At 74.7% G+C, this 14,935-nt stretch carries 12 protein-coding genes; 11 read left to right on the forward strand and 1 reads right to left on the reverse strand.

Annotation, left to right across the window (positions count from 1 at the left end; all coding sequences use genetic code 11):
• Positions 1–103 precede the first annotated feature (103 nt).
• Positions 104–1,303 carry a zinc-dependent alcohol dehydrogenase gene (locus tag HNR12_RS07775; RefSeq protein ID WP_179766846.1) on the reverse strand — a complete coding sequence of 400 codons (1,200 nt, stop codon included), beginning with the start codon at positions 1,301–1,303 and terminating at the stop codon, positions 104–106.
• Positions 1,304–1,556: 253 nt separating this feature from the next.
• Here HNR12_RS07775 and HNR12_RS07780 point away from each other — a divergent pair, with 253 nt between their 5' ends.
• From HNR12_RS07780 to HNR12_RS07825, 11 genes are all read left to right on the forward strand, one after another.
• Entirely contained in the window at positions 1,557–2,546 is a 990-nt protein-coding gene (locus HNR12_RS07780) for an MsnO8 family LLM class oxidoreductase (protein ID WP_179766847.1), read from the forward strand.
• A 209-nt stretch (positions 2,547–2,755) separates the two neighbouring features.
• Positions 2,756–5,092, forward strand: a complete 2,337-nt coding sequence (locus tag HNR12_RS07785) for an ATP-binding cassette domain-containing protein (protein WP_179766848.1) — start codon at positions 2,756–2,758, stop codon at positions 5,090–5,092.
• 246 nt (positions 5,093–5,338) lie between these two features.
• Positions 5,339–6,325: an NmrA family NAD(P)-binding protein gene (locus HNR12_RS07790; protein ID WP_179766849.1), complete on the forward strand. Its 987-nt coding sequence runs from the start codon at positions 5,339–5,341 to the stop codon at positions 6,323–6,325.
• Between the two features lie 83 nt (positions 6,326–6,408).
• Entirely contained in the window at positions 6,409–6,702 is a 294-nt protein-coding gene (locus tag HNR12_RS07795; protein WP_179766850.1) for a SelT/SelW/SelH family protein, read from the forward strand.
• Positions 6,703–6,962: 260 nt separating this feature from the next.
• Entirely contained in the window at positions 6,963–7,280 is a 318-nt protein-coding gene (locus HNR12_RS07800; protein WP_179766851.1) for a hypothetical protein, read from the forward strand.
• Between the two features lie 109 nt (positions 7,281–7,389).
• Positions 7,390–9,963 carry a penicillin acylase family protein gene (locus HNR12_RS07805; RefSeq protein WP_179766852.1) on the forward strand — a complete coding sequence of 858 codons (2,574 nt, stop codon included), beginning with the start codon at positions 7,390–7,392 and terminating at the stop codon, positions 9,961–9,963.
• Between the two features lie 93 nt (positions 9,964–10,056).
• Positions 10,057–11,247, forward strand: coding sequence for a helix-turn-helix domain-containing protein (locus HNR12_RS07810; RefSeq protein WP_179766853.1), 1,191 nt, complete (start codon positions 10,057–10,059; stop codon positions 11,245–11,247).
• Positions 11,248–11,552: 305 nt separating this feature from the next.
• On the forward strand, positions 11,553–11,789 hold the full coding sequence (locus HNR12_RS07815; RefSeq protein WP_179766854.1) for a hypothetical protein: 237 nt from the start codon (positions 11,553–11,555) through the stop codon (positions 11,787–11,789).
• Positions 11,786–12,016, forward strand: a complete 231-nt coding sequence (locus HNR12_RS07820) for a hypothetical protein (protein ID WP_179766855.1) — start codon at positions 11,786–11,788, stop codon at positions 12,014–12,016. The genes HNR12_RS07815 and HNR12_RS07820 overlap by 4 nt, the downstream gene beginning before the upstream one ends.
• A 341-nt stretch (positions 12,017–12,357) precedes the next feature.
• Positions 12,358–13,785, forward strand: a complete 1,428-nt coding sequence (locus HNR12_RS28305) for a cytochrome P450 (protein ID WP_246425028.1) — start codon at positions 12,358–12,360, stop codon at positions 13,783–13,785.
• Complete coding sequence (locus HNR12_RS07825; RefSeq protein ID WP_308118567.1) at positions 13,782–14,915, forward strand: cytochrome P450 family protein; 1,134 nt, start codon at positions 13,782–13,784, stop codon at positions 14,913–14,915. Before HNR12_RS28305 ends, HNR12_RS07825 begins: the two co-directional genes overlap by 4 nt.
• The last annotated feature ends 20 nt before the right edge of the window (positions 14,916–14,935 follow it).

Raw genomic sequence — 14,935 nt, forward strand, 5'->3', positions numbered from 1 at the left:
TCTGGTCGCACTACTCGGACTGTTCGCACTACTCGGCTCGGGCGGCGCACACCACACGGAGCCCGCGCCCGCCCGGCCGCGTCCGCCGCGCCGCCCGCCCGCGCTATGCCGCCGCCTGCGGCCGGAGCACCACCTTGACCGCGCCGTCGCGCTTGTGCTGGAACATGTCGTAGGCCTCGGCGGCGCGGTCCAGCGGCATCACGTGGGTGGTGAAGTCGTCCACCCCCAGGGGGTCGGATTCGGGGTCGACCAGCAGCGGCAGGATGTCGTCGGTCCAGCGCCGCACGTGCGCCTGGCCCATCCGGATCGTCACGCCCTTGTCGAAGAGGTCCATCATCGGCAGCGGATCGGTCTGCCCGCCGTAGACGCCGCTGATGGACACCGTGCCGCAGCGGCGCACCACGTCGAAGGCCAGGTGCAGCGCCGAGAGCCGGTCCACCCCGGCGCGCTGCATGAGCCGCTCGGACACCGCGTCGGGCAGCAGCCGCGCCGCCGTCTGGGCGGCCTTGCCCGCCGGCGCGCCGTGGGCCTCCATGCCGACAGCGTCGATCACCGAGTGCGGTCCGCGCCCCTCGGTGCGGTCGCGGATGACCGCCGCCGGGTCGTCCTCGGCGCCGCCGTCGACCACGCTGACCCCGTAGCGCTCGGCCATGGCCAGCCGCTCGGGCACCTCGTCGACGCCGAACACCTCTCCCGCGCCCTGGTGCAGGGCGATGCGCGCGCACATCTGGCCGATGGGGCCGAGCCCGATCACCGCCACCGAGCCGCCGGGCGGGATGTCGGCGTAGGCCACGGCCTGCCAGGCGGTGGGCAGCACGTCGGAGAGGAACAGGAAGCGGGTGTCGGGCGGCCCCTCGGGCACCCGGATCGGGCCGAAGTGGGCCTGGGGCACGCGCAGGTACTCCGCCTGCCCGCCGGGCACGTGCCCGTAGAGCTTGGTGTAGCCGAACAGCGCGGCGCCCTTGCCGAACTCCCGGACCTGCGTGGTCTCGCACTGGGCGTAGTAGCGGTCCCGGCACATGGCGCAGTGGCCGCAGGAGATGTTGAACGGCATCACCACGCGGTCGCCGGGGGCGATGCCGGTGACCTCGGGCCCCACCTCGCGCACCACGCCCATCGCCTCGTGGCCGAGGATGTCGCCGGGCTCCATGAACGTGCCCAGGGGCGAGTACAGGTGCAGGTCCGAACCGCAGATGGCGGTCGAGGTCACCTCGACGACCGCGTCGGTCGGCTCGCGGATCCCGGGGTCGGGGACCTCGCTGGTCCGGACGTCCTCGACGCCCTGCCACGTCACCGCTCGCATGGGTCCTCCCCTCGTCGTCGGTCGGTGTTCGGGTCGATGTGCACCGGGTCGGTGGGTGTCCACTGGCCCGGTGCGCGGGGCTGAAACCCGGCGGCGCGCCCGGCGCCGCGCCCGCGCACGGAACAAACCGGATGAACAGCGCTGTTGCCCCAAGGTGGGCGCGCGGCCGATCCGGTCCGCCCCGCCCGCACTCCCCGGCGCGGCGCCCGGCGGCGCCGCGCGTTCCCGTCCCGCCGTCGAAAGGCCGCACGCCGTGTCCGTCCCCGTCTCCCTGCTCGACCTGGCGCCCATCAACGAGGGCATGACCGCACGCGACAGCTTCGAAGCCAGCGCGGCCGTGGCCCGCAGCGCCGACGAACTGGGCTACCGGCGGATCTGGTACGCCGAGCACCACAACATGGCCACCATCGCGTCCTCGGCCACCAGCGTGCTGATCGCCCACATCGCCACCCTCACCCGCCGCATCCGCCTGGGCGCGGGCGGGGTGATGCTGCCCAACCACGCGCCGCTGACCATCGCCGAGCAGTTCGGCACCCTGGCCACGCTGCACCCCGACCGCATCGACCTGGGGCTGGGCCGCGCGCCCGGCAGCGACCAGAACACGATGCGGGCGCTGCGCCGCGACCCCGCCTCGGCCGACACCTTCCCCCAGGACGTGCTGGAGCTGCAGGGCTACCTCACCGGCAACTCCCGGATCCCCGGCGTGGACGCCATTCCCGGCAAGGGCACCAACGTGCCGCTGTACATCCTGGGGTCCTCCCTGTTCGGCGCCCGGCTCGCGGCGGCGCTGGGGCTGCCCTACTCCTTCGCCTCGCACTTCGCCCCGGCCGCGTTGCAGGAGGCCGTGGCGCTCTACCGGCGCGAGTTCAGCCCCTCCGACCAGCTCGCCGAGCCCTACGTGATCGCCGGCGTCAACGCCACCGCCGCCGACACCACCGAGCAGGCCAAGGAGCAGGCGCACCTGGCGCGGCGGCGCATGGCCGCCCAACTGCTGGCGCGCGGGCGGACGCTCACCCCCGAGGAGGCCGACGCCGCCCTCGACTCCCCGGCGGGCCGGCAGGTCATGCAGATGGCGACGTACTCGGCCGTGGGCACGCCCGGCGAGGTGCGCGAGTACCTCGCCTGGTTCGCCGGGCACGCCGAGGCCGACGAGCTGATCGTCGCGCCGCAGGCCGGGACCCTGGAGGGCCGGCTGCGGACCGTGGAACTCGTGGCCCAGGCCATGGAGGCCACGGCCGGCTGACATCGCGCGGTGCCGCGCGGCACCGCGCCGCGCCGCCCGGGACCTACGGCGTTTTCGCAGGTCAGACAAATGTGAACACACGACTCGCGTTTGCCTTTGCGGGTCGGACGGGTCAGAGTTGAGGCACTCCCGACCCGATCCGACCCCTGGCCTGTAGGGGTCTGCCGCCGCATGCCCGCGCGGCGGCGCCACCCCCTGAGAGGACCCACATGACCCGGTCAGCCCCCTCCCCCGACACCGAGGGCTCCCCGTCCGGCGGCGCGTCCACCGATGCGCCCGCCGCCGCGCCGCCGATCGTCATCCGCGGCGCGCGGGTGCACAACCTCAAGGACGTCTCCGTCGAGATCCCCAAGAACCGGATCGTCGTGTTCACCGGCGTCTCCGGCTCGGGCAAGTCCTCGCTGGTGTTCGGCACCGTGGCCCAGGAGGCCCAGCGCCAGCTCAACGACACCTACCCGGCGTTCGTGCGCGGGTTCCTGCCCAAGTACGAGAAGCCCGAGGCCGACCACGTCGACAACCTCTCGGCGGCGATCGTGGTGGACCAGAAGCCGGTGGGCGGCAACTCCCGCTCCACGGTGGGCACCGCCACCGACATCCACCCCCAACTGCGGGTGCTGTTCTCGCGCATGGGCGAGCCCTCGGCCGGGATGTCCTCGGCCTACTCCTTCAACACCCCCGCCGGGGCCTGCCCCGAGTGCCAGGGCCTGGGCCGCAAGGTGGAGCTGGACCCCGACACGTTCTTCGACCTGTCCCGCTCCCTCAACGACGGCGGGGTGCGGTTCCGGCCGTTCGAGGGCGGCATTGCGGGCAGCATGTGGACGGCGGTGCTCGACGGCGACAAGCCCCTGGGGGAGTTCACCGAGGAGGAGTGGCACACGCTGCTCCACGGCGGGCGCGACAAGACACTGAAGGTCCCGGTCGAGACCGGCAGCGGCACCTACAACATGACCTACGAGGGGATCGCCGACCGCTTCGAGCGCCTCTACCTCAAGCGCGACATCTCCGGTATGAGCAAGCGCAGCCGCGAGGCGGTGCAGGCGGTGATCCGCGAGGGGCGGTGCCCGGCGTGCGACGGTGCCCGGCTGGCACCGGCGGCGCTGGCCTCGCGCATCGACGGCCGCAACATCGCCAACTGGACCGCGATGGAGCTGGACGACCTCATCGGGGTGCTGGAGGGGATCGACCACCCCCAGGGCACTCCCATCGCGCGCTCGGCCGCCGCCGCGCTGCGCCGGCTCAGCGACATCGGCCTGGGCTACCTCAGCCTGGACCGCGAGACCACCACGCTGTCGGGGGGCGAGGCCCAGCGGCTGAAGATGGTGCGCTACCTGGGGTCGTCGCTGGTGGGCATGACCTATGTGTTCGACGAGCCCAGCACCGGACTGCACCCCCACGACGTGGGGCGGCTCAACCGCCTGCTGAAGGCGCTGCGCGACCGGGGCAACACGGTGCTGGTGGTCGAGCACGACCGCGACGTGATCGCGATCGCCGACCACGTCATCGACATGGGGCCGCTGGCGGGCGCCAACGGCGGCCAGGTGGTGTACGCGGGGCCGCCCGAGGGGCTGCGCGCCGGCGACACCCTCACCGGGCGGTGCCTGCGGCGGACCACCGGGCTGAAGGAGGCTGTGCGCGAGCCGCGCGGCTGGCTGCGCGTGGACAACGCCCGGCGGCACAACCTCAAGGACGTGTCGGTGGCGGTGCCCACCGGCGTGCTGACCGTGTTCACGGGGGTGGCGGGCTCGGGCAAGAGCACGCTGGTCACCGACGTGTTCGCCGCCGCCCACCCCGATGCGGTGCTGATCGGGCAGCAGGCCATCACCGCCTCCAGCCGCTCCACCCCCGCGTCGTTCCTGGGCATCATGGACCCGCTGCGCAAGAGCTTCGCCGACGCCAACCGGGTGGACCCGGGCATGTTCAGCTTCAACTCCAAGGGCGCCTGCTCCGCCTGCGGGGGGCGGGGCGAGATCACCGCCGAGATGTCGTTCATGGACCCGGTGACCATGGTGTGCGAGGCGTGCGAGGGGCGGCGCTACGACACCTCGGTGCTGGCCTACCGGCTGCGCGGCCGCACCATCGCCGAGGTCATGGCGATGACCGCGGAGGAGGCCGCGGGGTTCCTCACCGAGCCGAGGATCGCGGCGCAGCTGCGGCAGCTGATCGAGGTGGGGCTGGGCTACCTCACGCTGGGCCAGGAGCTGAGCTCGCTGTCGGGCGGCGAGCGGCGGCGGCTGAAGCTGGCCACCCACCTCACCAAGCGCGGCGGGCTCTACATCATCGACGAGCCCACCAACGGGCTGCACATGGCCGACGTCGACACCCTGCTGGCGCTGCTGGACCGGCTGGTGGACGCGCGCAACACCGTGGTCGTGATCGAGCACGACCTCGACGTGGTCAAGCACGCGGACTGGGTGATCGACCTCGGTCCGCACGGCGGCAAGGACGGCGGCCGGATCATGTTCGAGGGCACTCCGCACGACCTGGTCAAGGACGAGCACTCGCTGACGGCCCGCCACCTGCGGGCGGACCTGGCGGCCGCCGGGTAGGCCCCGGCGGCGCGGTGGAGGCGCGCCGGGCGGGCCCGCGGGCGGGGCGGTCGGCCGCCCGGCGGGCCCGCCCCGCTCCGGCCCGGCCGCCACGGAGGGGTGCGCGGGCCGGAGGGAGAGGGCGCCGACCGGTCTGGGACCCCGTGGCGGGAGGCGGTGGCGGGCCGCCGTGCACAGACCCTTGCCGCAACCCGCGGATCGAATGTATGTTCGAACAAGTCGTCCGGTCCGAGGTGAGGGGGAACCATGCCGCCGTCCCGCTCCGCCGCCCGCAGCGCCCTCCGCGCCGCCGCGGGCTCCACCGCCTCAGCGCGCCCGGTGCTGGTCACCGGCGCCGCCGGCGGCTCCCCCGGTGCCACCGGCGGCCTGGTCACCCGGTTGCTGCTGGAGCGCGGGGTGCCCGTGCGCGCCCTCGTGCGCGCCGACGACCACCGCGCCGCCGCGCTGCGCCGCGCGGGCGCCGAGGTGGCCGTGGCCGACCTCCGCGAGGTCGGCGACCTCCTCCCCGCTCTGCGCGGTGTTCGGCGGGCGTTCTTCACCTACCCGGTCGCCGCCGGTCTGCTCGACGCCGCCGCCGCGTTCGCCGAGGCCGCGGCCGCCGGCGGCCTCGACCGCGTGGTCGCCGTGTCCCAGCTCGCCGCCTCGCCGCAGGCCCCCGCTCCGCACGCGCGCCGCCACTGGCTGGCCGAGCGGGTCCTGGACCGCGCGGGGCTGAACCCCGTGCACCTGCGCGCGGGCGTGCTCTTCGAGGACCTCGCCGTGGTGCTGGCCGCCGGCGACGAACGCCGGCTGGCCCTGCCGCTGGGCTCGCCCTGCACCGTGCTCCCGCTCGTGGCGGCCGCCGACGTCGCCCGGGTGGCGGCCGCGCTGCTCGCCGACCCCACCGCCGATCCCGGCTCCATCCCCGACCCCGACCCCGTGTGCCTGCTCACCGGCCAGGTCAGCAGCGTCGCCGAGATCGTCACCGCCTTCGACTCCGCCGCCGCCCACGGGGTCTCCTACACCGACCTCCCCGAGGACCGCTGGGAGCGCCAGGCCCACCTGCTCTACCGCGACCCGGTGGCCGTCGAGCACCTGCGCCACCTGTGGGAGTCCTTCCGGCGGGTGGGCTCACGCCGCGAGCCCTACCCGGTCACCGACGACATCCAGCGCTACGGCGGCGCACCGCCCACCACCCTGGCGGAGTTCGCCCGGGCCCGCGCCCGGGCGGCCGAGTTCGCAACCGCCGTGTGAACGCGCGGTCGCCGGGGCCCGCTCACGGCACGCCGGCCCCCCGGTGCGCACCCGGCGACCGCGCCCCCAGCACAATGGGCGCCATGGCCACCACCCGACACCCCCGGCTGGAGATCGAGTACTGCACCCAGTGCCGCTGGCTGCTGCGCGCGGCCTGGACGGCGCAGGAGCTGCTGACGACCTTCCGCACCGAACTCGGCGAGGTCGCCCTGATCCCGGGCACGGGCGGGGTCTTCGAGGTCCGCCTGGACCAGGAGCGGCTGTGGTCGCGCGCCGACGACGGCGGGTTCCCCGACCTCGCCGCCCTCAAGCGCGCGGTCCGCGACCGCGTCGCTCCGCACCGGTCGCTGGGCCACTCCGAGCAGCGGCGCGAGTAGGCCCGGGAACGGGGACGGCGGTCCGGCCGCCGCGCGGGCCCCGTGTCCGCTCGCGGCCGGGCGTCCGCCCTGCGCAGCGGGGCCGGTGTGTGCTTGAATCACCACAGCGCACGCCTTGCACCGCGCCGCCGCGGCCGGCGGGCCGCCACGCGTCTTCGCCCGCTTGTGCCGCCCACCGCCAGTCACCTCGTAAAGCCCACGGCCGGAGCCGCGATCAGCCGGCGGCCGGCGCACGGCCCGCTCTCGCGTACAGGGGCGCCATGGTCAGGAACACGGTCCGGCGGCTGTTCGCCGCGTTCGTCCTCATCGCGATCGGCTGGGCGGCGGGCATGCTCGTGATCGGCTCCGACGGCCTGCTCAGCGACCTGGCCCTGCGGGTGCTGCCGCTGGGCTGCGTGCGGGCGTTCGCCAGCTACCCGGCCCAGTACGACTGCGAGGACATCGGCTTCGTCGGCGTCTTCGCGTTCTGGGGGCTGGCGGCCTCGGCCCTCACCCTGCTCGTGTGCGCCGTGGCCACCTGGAACGGTCGGGCCGCGGGCCCCCGGCGCGAGGCGGCCCGGCCCGACCCCGACGACTGAGCCGCGCGCCGGCGCTCCCCGCCCCGGCGTGAGTGCGGTTCCCGCCCGCGCGGGCCGGAGCGCCGACCCCGTGACCGGGGGGTGTGGCGCGCCCCACTAGAGTCTCCCCATGGCCGGGACTAGAACACGTTTCAAACGGTGGGCCGTGGGCGCGCTCTGCGTCGTGACCGGCCTGGCGCTGCTGGCCGCCGCGGCCGGGTTCTGGTCCGTGCGGCGCGCCTTCCCCCAGACCCAGGGCGAGCTGGCGCTGCCCGCCCTTGAGGGCGAGGCCACCGTCTACCGCGACGGCCGCGGGGTGCCGCACGTCTACGCCGCCACCGCCGAGGACCTGTTCCGGGCGCAGGGGTTCGTGCACGCCCAGGACCGGTTCTGGCAGATGCACTTCAACCGCATGACCACCGCCGGGCGGCTGGCCGAGCTGTTCGGGCCCGACCAGGTGGGCACCGACGTCTACCTGCGCACCATGGGCTGGCGGCGCGTGGCCGAGCGGGAGTACGACCTGCTGGAGCCCGACACCCGCGCCTACCTCGACGCCTACGCCGAGGGGGTCAACGCCTACCTGGACCAGCGGGGCGGCGGGGAGCTGGGCCTGGAGTTCACCGTGCTGGGCGTGCTCAGCCCCGACCACGAGGTGGAGCCCTGGACCGCCGTGGACAGCCTGGCCTGGCTCAAGGCCATGGCCTGGGACCTGCGCGGCAACATGGCCGAGGAGATCGAGCGGGCGGGGCTGGTGGCCGACGGGCTCACCCGCGAGCAGGTGGAGGAGCTGTACCCGGCCTACCCCGAGGAGGAGCACGCGCCGATCGTCTCCGGCGGGCGGGTCCGCGACGGCGCGTTCGAGCCGGACCCCGGCCCGGGCGCCGGTGACGGCGGCGACACCGCCCTCCCCCCGGCCGACGCCGCACCCGCGCTGGCCGAGGTCGGCGCGGGCCTGGCCGCCGTCCCGCCGCTGGTGGGCCCGCACTCCTCGGGGCTGGGCTCCAACTCCTGGGTGGTCTCGGGCGAGCACACCGCCTCGGGCCTGCCGCTGCTGGCCAACGACCCCCACCTGGGGGCGCAGATGCCCTCGGTGTGGCACCAGACCGGTCTGCACTGCACCGAGGTCACCGACGCGTGCCCTTTCGACGTCACCGGGTTCGGCTTCGCCGGGCTGCCGGGCGTGGTCATCGGCCACAACGCCGACATCGCGTGGGGGTTCACCAACCTGGGGCCCGACGTCGCCGACCTCTACCTGGAGCGGATCGAGGGCGACGCCGCCGTGGTCGACGGCGAGCACGAGCCGCTGCGGACCCGCGAGGAGACGGTGCGGGTGGCCGGGGGCGCCGACGTCACCTTCACCGTCCGCTCCACCCGCCACGGCCCGCTGCTCTCGGACGCGGCCAGCGCCCTGGACCTGCGCGACATCGGCGAGGCCCCGCCCGTGGACGCCGAGGGCCGCCCCGCCGAGCAGGCCGCCGCCGCACCCGAGGGCGGCTACGGGGTGGCGCTGAGCTGGACCGCGCTGGAGCCGGGCACCACGGCCGACGCGATCTTCGCGATGAACGCCGCCGAGGACTTCGCGTCCTTCCGCGAGGCGGCCCGCTCCTTCGCCGTGCCCGCGCAGAACCTCGTCTACGCCGACACCGAGGGCACCATCGGCTACCAGGCTCCGGGCACGATCCCGGTGCGCGGCGCCGGGGACGGCCGCTGGCCGGCGCCCGGCTGGGACTCCGACTACGACTGGAGGGGCTACCTCGACTTCGACGAACTGCCCACCGTGACCGACCCGGAGTCGGGGTTCATCGTCACCGCCAACCAGGCCGCCGTCGGGTCGGACTACCCCCACCTGCTCACCGCCGACTGGGACTACGGCTACCGCTCCGAGCGGATCCGCACCCTGCTCGCCGACGCCGTGGGGCGCGGCGGGCTGACAACGGCCGACATGGGCGAGATCCAACTGGACAACGAGAACAGCGGCGCCCGCGCGATCGTCCCCTACCTGCTCGACGCCCCGGCCGAGGGCACCGCCGCCGAGGGGCGCCGGCTACTGGCCGAGTGGGACTTCCAGCAGGACGCCGACTTCGCGGCGGCGGCCTTCTACAACGCGGTCTGGCACCACCTGCTCGACCTCACGTTCGACGAACTGGGCAGCGGCTACCCCATGGACGGCGGCTCGCGCGGCTGGCTGGTGGTCAGCCGGCTGCTGGAGGACCCCGGCTCGCCGTGGTGGCGGGGCACGGTGGCCGACGGCCGCGACGCGGTCCTGGCCGAGGCGATGGAGCGCGCCGCCGAGGAGCTGGCCCAGACCCTGGGCGAGGACCCGCGGTCGTGGCGCTGGGGTGACCTGCACACCCTCACCGCGGGCCACCCGTCGCTGGGGTCGTCGGGGATCGCCCCGCTGGAGTGGGTGTTCAACGGCTCCACGGTGGAGTCGGGGGGCGGCACCAGCGTCGTCAACGCCACGGGCTGGGACCTGGCGGAGGGCTACGCGGTGACGACGGTGCCGTCGATGCGCATGACGGTCGATTTGGCCGACTTCGACCGGTCCCGCTGGATCGACCTCACCGGCCCCTCGGGCCACGCATTCCACCCCCACCGCGAGGACCAGACCCCGCTGTGGGCCGCGGGCGAGACCATCCCCATGCGCTTCACCCGCCCGGCCGTTGAGGAGGCGGCCGTGGACGTCCTCACCCTGCGCCCCTGACCGCCCCGGCGCCGCGCACGCCGCAATCCCCTGACACGCGGAAGGCCCCCGCCCTAGGCTGTTGATGCGAGTCGACCGACCTGGAGCGTGGCAATGGACGATTCCCCCCGAACCCCCTCCATCGGTGAGCGCGTGCGTGCGGCCCGGCGTGCCAAGGGCATGAACCTCGACGTCCTGGCGGGACTCGTCGGGAAGTCCAAAGGCTGGATGTCGATGGTCGAGAACGGGCGGATACCGCTCGACAAGCGCGCGGACATCGCCGCCATCGCCGAGGTGCTGGAGGTCTCGGCGGACACCATCCTCGGCGGGCCCGCCGACGACGTCCACGCCCGTCTCCCCGGCATCAACCTCGTCCGGCTGCGCGAGGTCCTGCACGAGTACTCCCTGGACGACCCGCCGGACGTGCCCGTGCGCCCGCTCGACCAGACCGCGGCCGACCTCCGCACACTCGACACCCGGTTGCGCCGCACCGACTACGACGCCATGATGCGGACCCTGCCGGGGGTGCTGTCCGAACTGCACGCCGGAGCGCACCTGGCCGAGCCCGACCGCTCCGAGGCCCTGCGCCAGCTCATCACCGCCTGCGGCCTCGCCGTCATCGTCATGCGGCACTTCGGACACAGCGACCTCGCGTGGATCAGCGCCGACCGGGCCCGGCAGGCGGCGGTGTGGCTGGCGGACCCCGTGTGGAGCGCGGCGGCGGCCTACCACAGCGCGCACGCCCGCCCCTCGGCGAACCGGTCGCGGGCGCTGCTGGCCACCCCCCGGATCGCCGACGAACTGGAGCCGCACATCGGCGACGACCCGATGGCCCACCAGGTCTACGGCATGCTGCGGTTGAGCGCGGCGCTGGCGCACCAGGTGTCCGGTGAGCACGACGCGGCGCGCCGCCAGGCGGATGAGGCGGCGCGGCTGGCGGAGCGATTCGACACCGGCGACGACCCCCAGGCGTGGGAGCTGTTCGGGGTCTCGAACGTGGGCGTGTGGCGGACCATGCTCGCGGTCGAGGCCGAGGACCCCGGCGAGGCCATGCGCATCAGCGACCGTGTCGACACCGGCGCCTTGGCGTCGAGGAACCGCAGGGCGGCCCTCCACATGGACCGGTTTCGGGCCCTGCACATGCTCGGCCGGGACAAGGCGGCGGCCCGCGAACTCCAGAAGGCCGAACGCCTCTCCCCGGCCCAGGTGCGGCACTCGCCCCTGATCCGCGAGACGGTCCGCGACATGGCCCGGGTCAAGGACCCGGTGTTGCGGGGCCTCGCCTGGCGGATGGGCGTCATCTGACCAGCGAAACCGGGTTCAATTCACTGAACCTCTGATGCGTACCGCACACCTACGGTCACGGTATGCACAGGCCACATCCTGGCGAGGGCGCCCCCGGGCAGTGGGGCGCGGGGCACGCCCGCCCGCAGCGGGCGCGGCACGCGACCGGCGAACACGGGCGCCCTCCCGAACCCGAGAAGACGGCGGCCGCGCGGCGGCCGCGCCCGCTCATGCGCGGTGACGGGCTCGACGACGTCCCGCGCCGCCCTCCAGCCGCTCGTACGCCGGTGGATCGAGTGCCGCCGGGCGTCCGGGGAGGGGCCGCGATGACCCCCCTCCCCTCCCGCGAGTACACACCGCGCCCGCTGGACCGCGACACCTACGAGCGGTTCGTCGCCGTCACCCTGGCGCACCGGGGCTGGTGCGCGCGGTACTCCGCCGACGAGTCCGGTGACGTCTACTACCAGGCGGTGCACCACGGCTCCGGCGACACCGTCGGGTCCTACGACCTGGACAGGTTCGCCCTCCTGCTGGCCGCCGCCGACGCGGCGGCCGCCCGGTGAACCTCGACCCGGGCGTGCGCGACCTCCTCTCGGCGGTGGTGGAGTCGCTGAGCGTCGAGCCGCCGCACCGCGTCGAGGACATCGCCGCCTACCGGAGGGAACTGGCCGCCCGCGCGATCCGCACCCGCGCGGTCCTGCTGGTCCTGCCGGCCCTGGGCCCCGAACCGCCGGGGATCGTGGCCGCCACGACGGAGGCGCTGCGCGGCACCGCCCGGCAGCGCCGGTGACCGCGGCCGCCCCCGACACGCCGCCCCCGCCCCCTGCTCCCGGGCGGGGGCGGCCTCCCCGGCCCGCCCCTACCGGCCTCGACCGGACTCGACCGGACTCGACCGTCTCCGGACCGCCTAGCCCGGACGGACCGCCGGGCACGCTGGGTCACCGGGGAGCGTCCCGGCGGCCCAAAGCGCCGCGGCAGCCGAATTCTCGTGACCTGGGACTCTCGCGCGCATGATCGTCTGGGGCTACCATGTCCGCCGATCTTCGGCCCGGCCCCCGTGCTCCCGCCCGGGCACCCCTCTACCCCCACCCCGCCACTCTCCGCGACTACCGGATTACTGGAAACGCGCCTATGAGCCCCAGCCACAGTCAGGACGGGCCGCCCGCCGGCTGCCCCCTCCACGACAACGCCGTCCCCCTCCCCGACTTCACCGCCGACGGCGTCGACCCCGCCGACTACCTGGAAGGGCTCCGCGCCACCTACGGCGCCCTGGCGCCCGTGGACTTCGAGGCGGGCGTGGCGGCCTGGCTCGTGCTCGACTACTCCGCGCTGGCCGAGGTCCTCAAGGACCCGCACCGCTTCCCCCGAGCCTCCGGGCACTGGCGCGAGCAGGTCGAGGGCCGCTTCCACCCCGGCATGGCGATCCACACCCTGTTCAGCGACCGCGGCGGCCTCAACGCCCTCTGCCTTGACGGCGAGCGCCACCGCCGCCGCCGGGCCGCCATCAAGTGGGCGCTGGACACCCTCGGCGGCGCCCGGGTGCGCATCGACGCCGCGCAGCTCGCCGACATCGCCGTCGACGGCTTCTGCGCCGAGGGCCGGGCCGACATCGTCACCGACTTCGCCGCCGTGGTGCCCGCGCTGATGCTCAACCGGTGGTTCGGCATGACCCAGGAGGAGTTCGGCGACCTGGTGGAGTGCATGGCCCGCCAGTGGGAGGTCGACGCCGACTCCATCCAGGCCCAGCAGCGGCTCGTCAAGCACGGCACCCGCGTCGCCGAGGCCAAGCGCGCCGCGCTGAAGGCGGGTGAGATCGGGCCCGGCCACGACCTGGTGGCGGCGCTGGTGTCGGCGCCGCAGAACCTCACCGACATCGAGATCGCCTTCGACCTCGAACTGCTCATCGCCGCCTCGGTCGACCCGGTGAAGAACCTCATCGCCAGCACCGTGCGCCTCCTGCTCACCGACCGCGCCATCGCCAGCGAGGTCGCCGGCGCGCGGGTCAGCGTGTCCGACGCGGTGGACCGGGTGCTGTGGACCGATCCGCCCATCGCCACCCTGCCGGGCCGCTTCCCCACCGCCGACGTCGTGATCGAGGGCCGCACCGTCCGCGCGGGCGAGGGGCTGGTGCCCTGCTACCTGGCCGCCAACCGCGACCCCAAGCTGGGCGCCCAGACCCTGGGCTCGGGCAACCAGTCCTACCTGTCCTTCGGCGCGGGGGCGCACGCCTGCCCCGCGCGCGGCATGGGCATCGGCGCGGTCGCCACCGCCGTCGAGACGCTGCGCCGCCGGCTGCCCGACATGCGGTTGGCCGTGGCCGCCGACGACATCCGCCCCCTGCCCACCGTCTACCGGCGCGGCCCGCAGAGCCTGCCGGTCACCTTCACCCCCGCACCCGTCCAGGCCACCGCGAACGGAGGCGCCCCGTGGAACCCGTCGAACTCCCCGTCCGGCTCGACCCCCGAGCCGCCGACGTCCACGGACAGGCCCGGCTCCTCCGTGGGATCGGCCCCCTTGTCCAGGTTCGTCTCCCGGGTGATGTCGTTGTTTGGGCGGTGACGCGGCACGCCGAACTCCAGGAGATCTTGACCTCGCGCGACTTCTCGCGCTCGGGGCACAACTGGCGGGCGCTGCGCGACGGCGAGGTCCCCGACGACTGGCCCATGATGAGCAACGTCCTGCTGCGGAACATGCTCACCGCCGACGGCGCCGACCACCGGCGCATGCGGTCGCTGGTGTCGCGCGCCTTCACCCCGCGCCGCGTCGCCGGGCTGCGCCCGCGGGTGGAGGCGATCGTGGCCGACCTGCTGGCGGGTCTCGACGCCACCGGCGGGCGCGCCGACCTGCGCGAGGCGTTCGCCTTCCCGCTGCCCATGCGGGTGCTCGCCGAGCTGTTCGGGATCGCCGAGGAGGACCGCCCGCGCCTGGTCGACCTGGTGCGCCGCGGGTTCGGCTCCAGCGTCATGACCCCGGAGGAGGGCGCCGCCTTCTACCAGGAGATCCACGAGGTGCTGGGCACCCTCATCGAGGAGCGCCGCGCCGCCCCCGCCGACGACCTCGCCAGCGCGCTCATCGCCGCGCGCGACGGCGGCGACCGCCTCAGCGACACCGAACTGGTCGACATGCTCTACCTGTTCCTCGCCGCCGGGTTCGAGACCACCGAGGGCGTGCTGGTCAACGCCGTGCGCGCGCTGCTGGCCCACCCCGTGCACCTGGAGTTCCTGGCGCACGGCGCGGCCACGTGGGAGGGCGTCGTCGAGGAGGTCCTGCGCTGGGACACCTCCCTGTTCGCGCTGCCGTTCGCCTACGCGCTGCGCGACGTCGAGGTCGGCGGCACCGCGCTGCGCGCGGGCGACGCTGTCCTGCTGTGCTACGGCGCGGCCGGGCGCGACGCGACCTGGCACGGGTCCACCGCCGAGCGCTTCGACCCCACCCGCGAGCAGCGCGGGCACCTGGCCTTCGGCTGGGGCCCGCACCACTGCATGGGCGCGCCGCTGGCGCGGATGGAGGCGGCCATCGCCCTGCGGGAGCTGTTCACCGCGTTCCCCGACCTGCGCCTGGACGCCGACCCCGCCGCCCTGGAGCCGGTGCCCTCGCTCATGGCCAACACCGTCGAGCGCCTGCCGGTGGCGTTCACCCCGCGCGCGGAGCGGGCCCGCCGCACCCGCGAGGCCCTGGGCGAGGGCTGAGGGCGCTTGCGCCATAATCG

Source organism: Streptomonospora nanhaiensis (assembly GCF_013410565.1).
Lineage (GTDB): Bacteria > Actinomycetota > Actinomycetes > Streptosporangiales > Streptosporangiaceae > Streptomonospora > Streptomonospora nanhaiensis.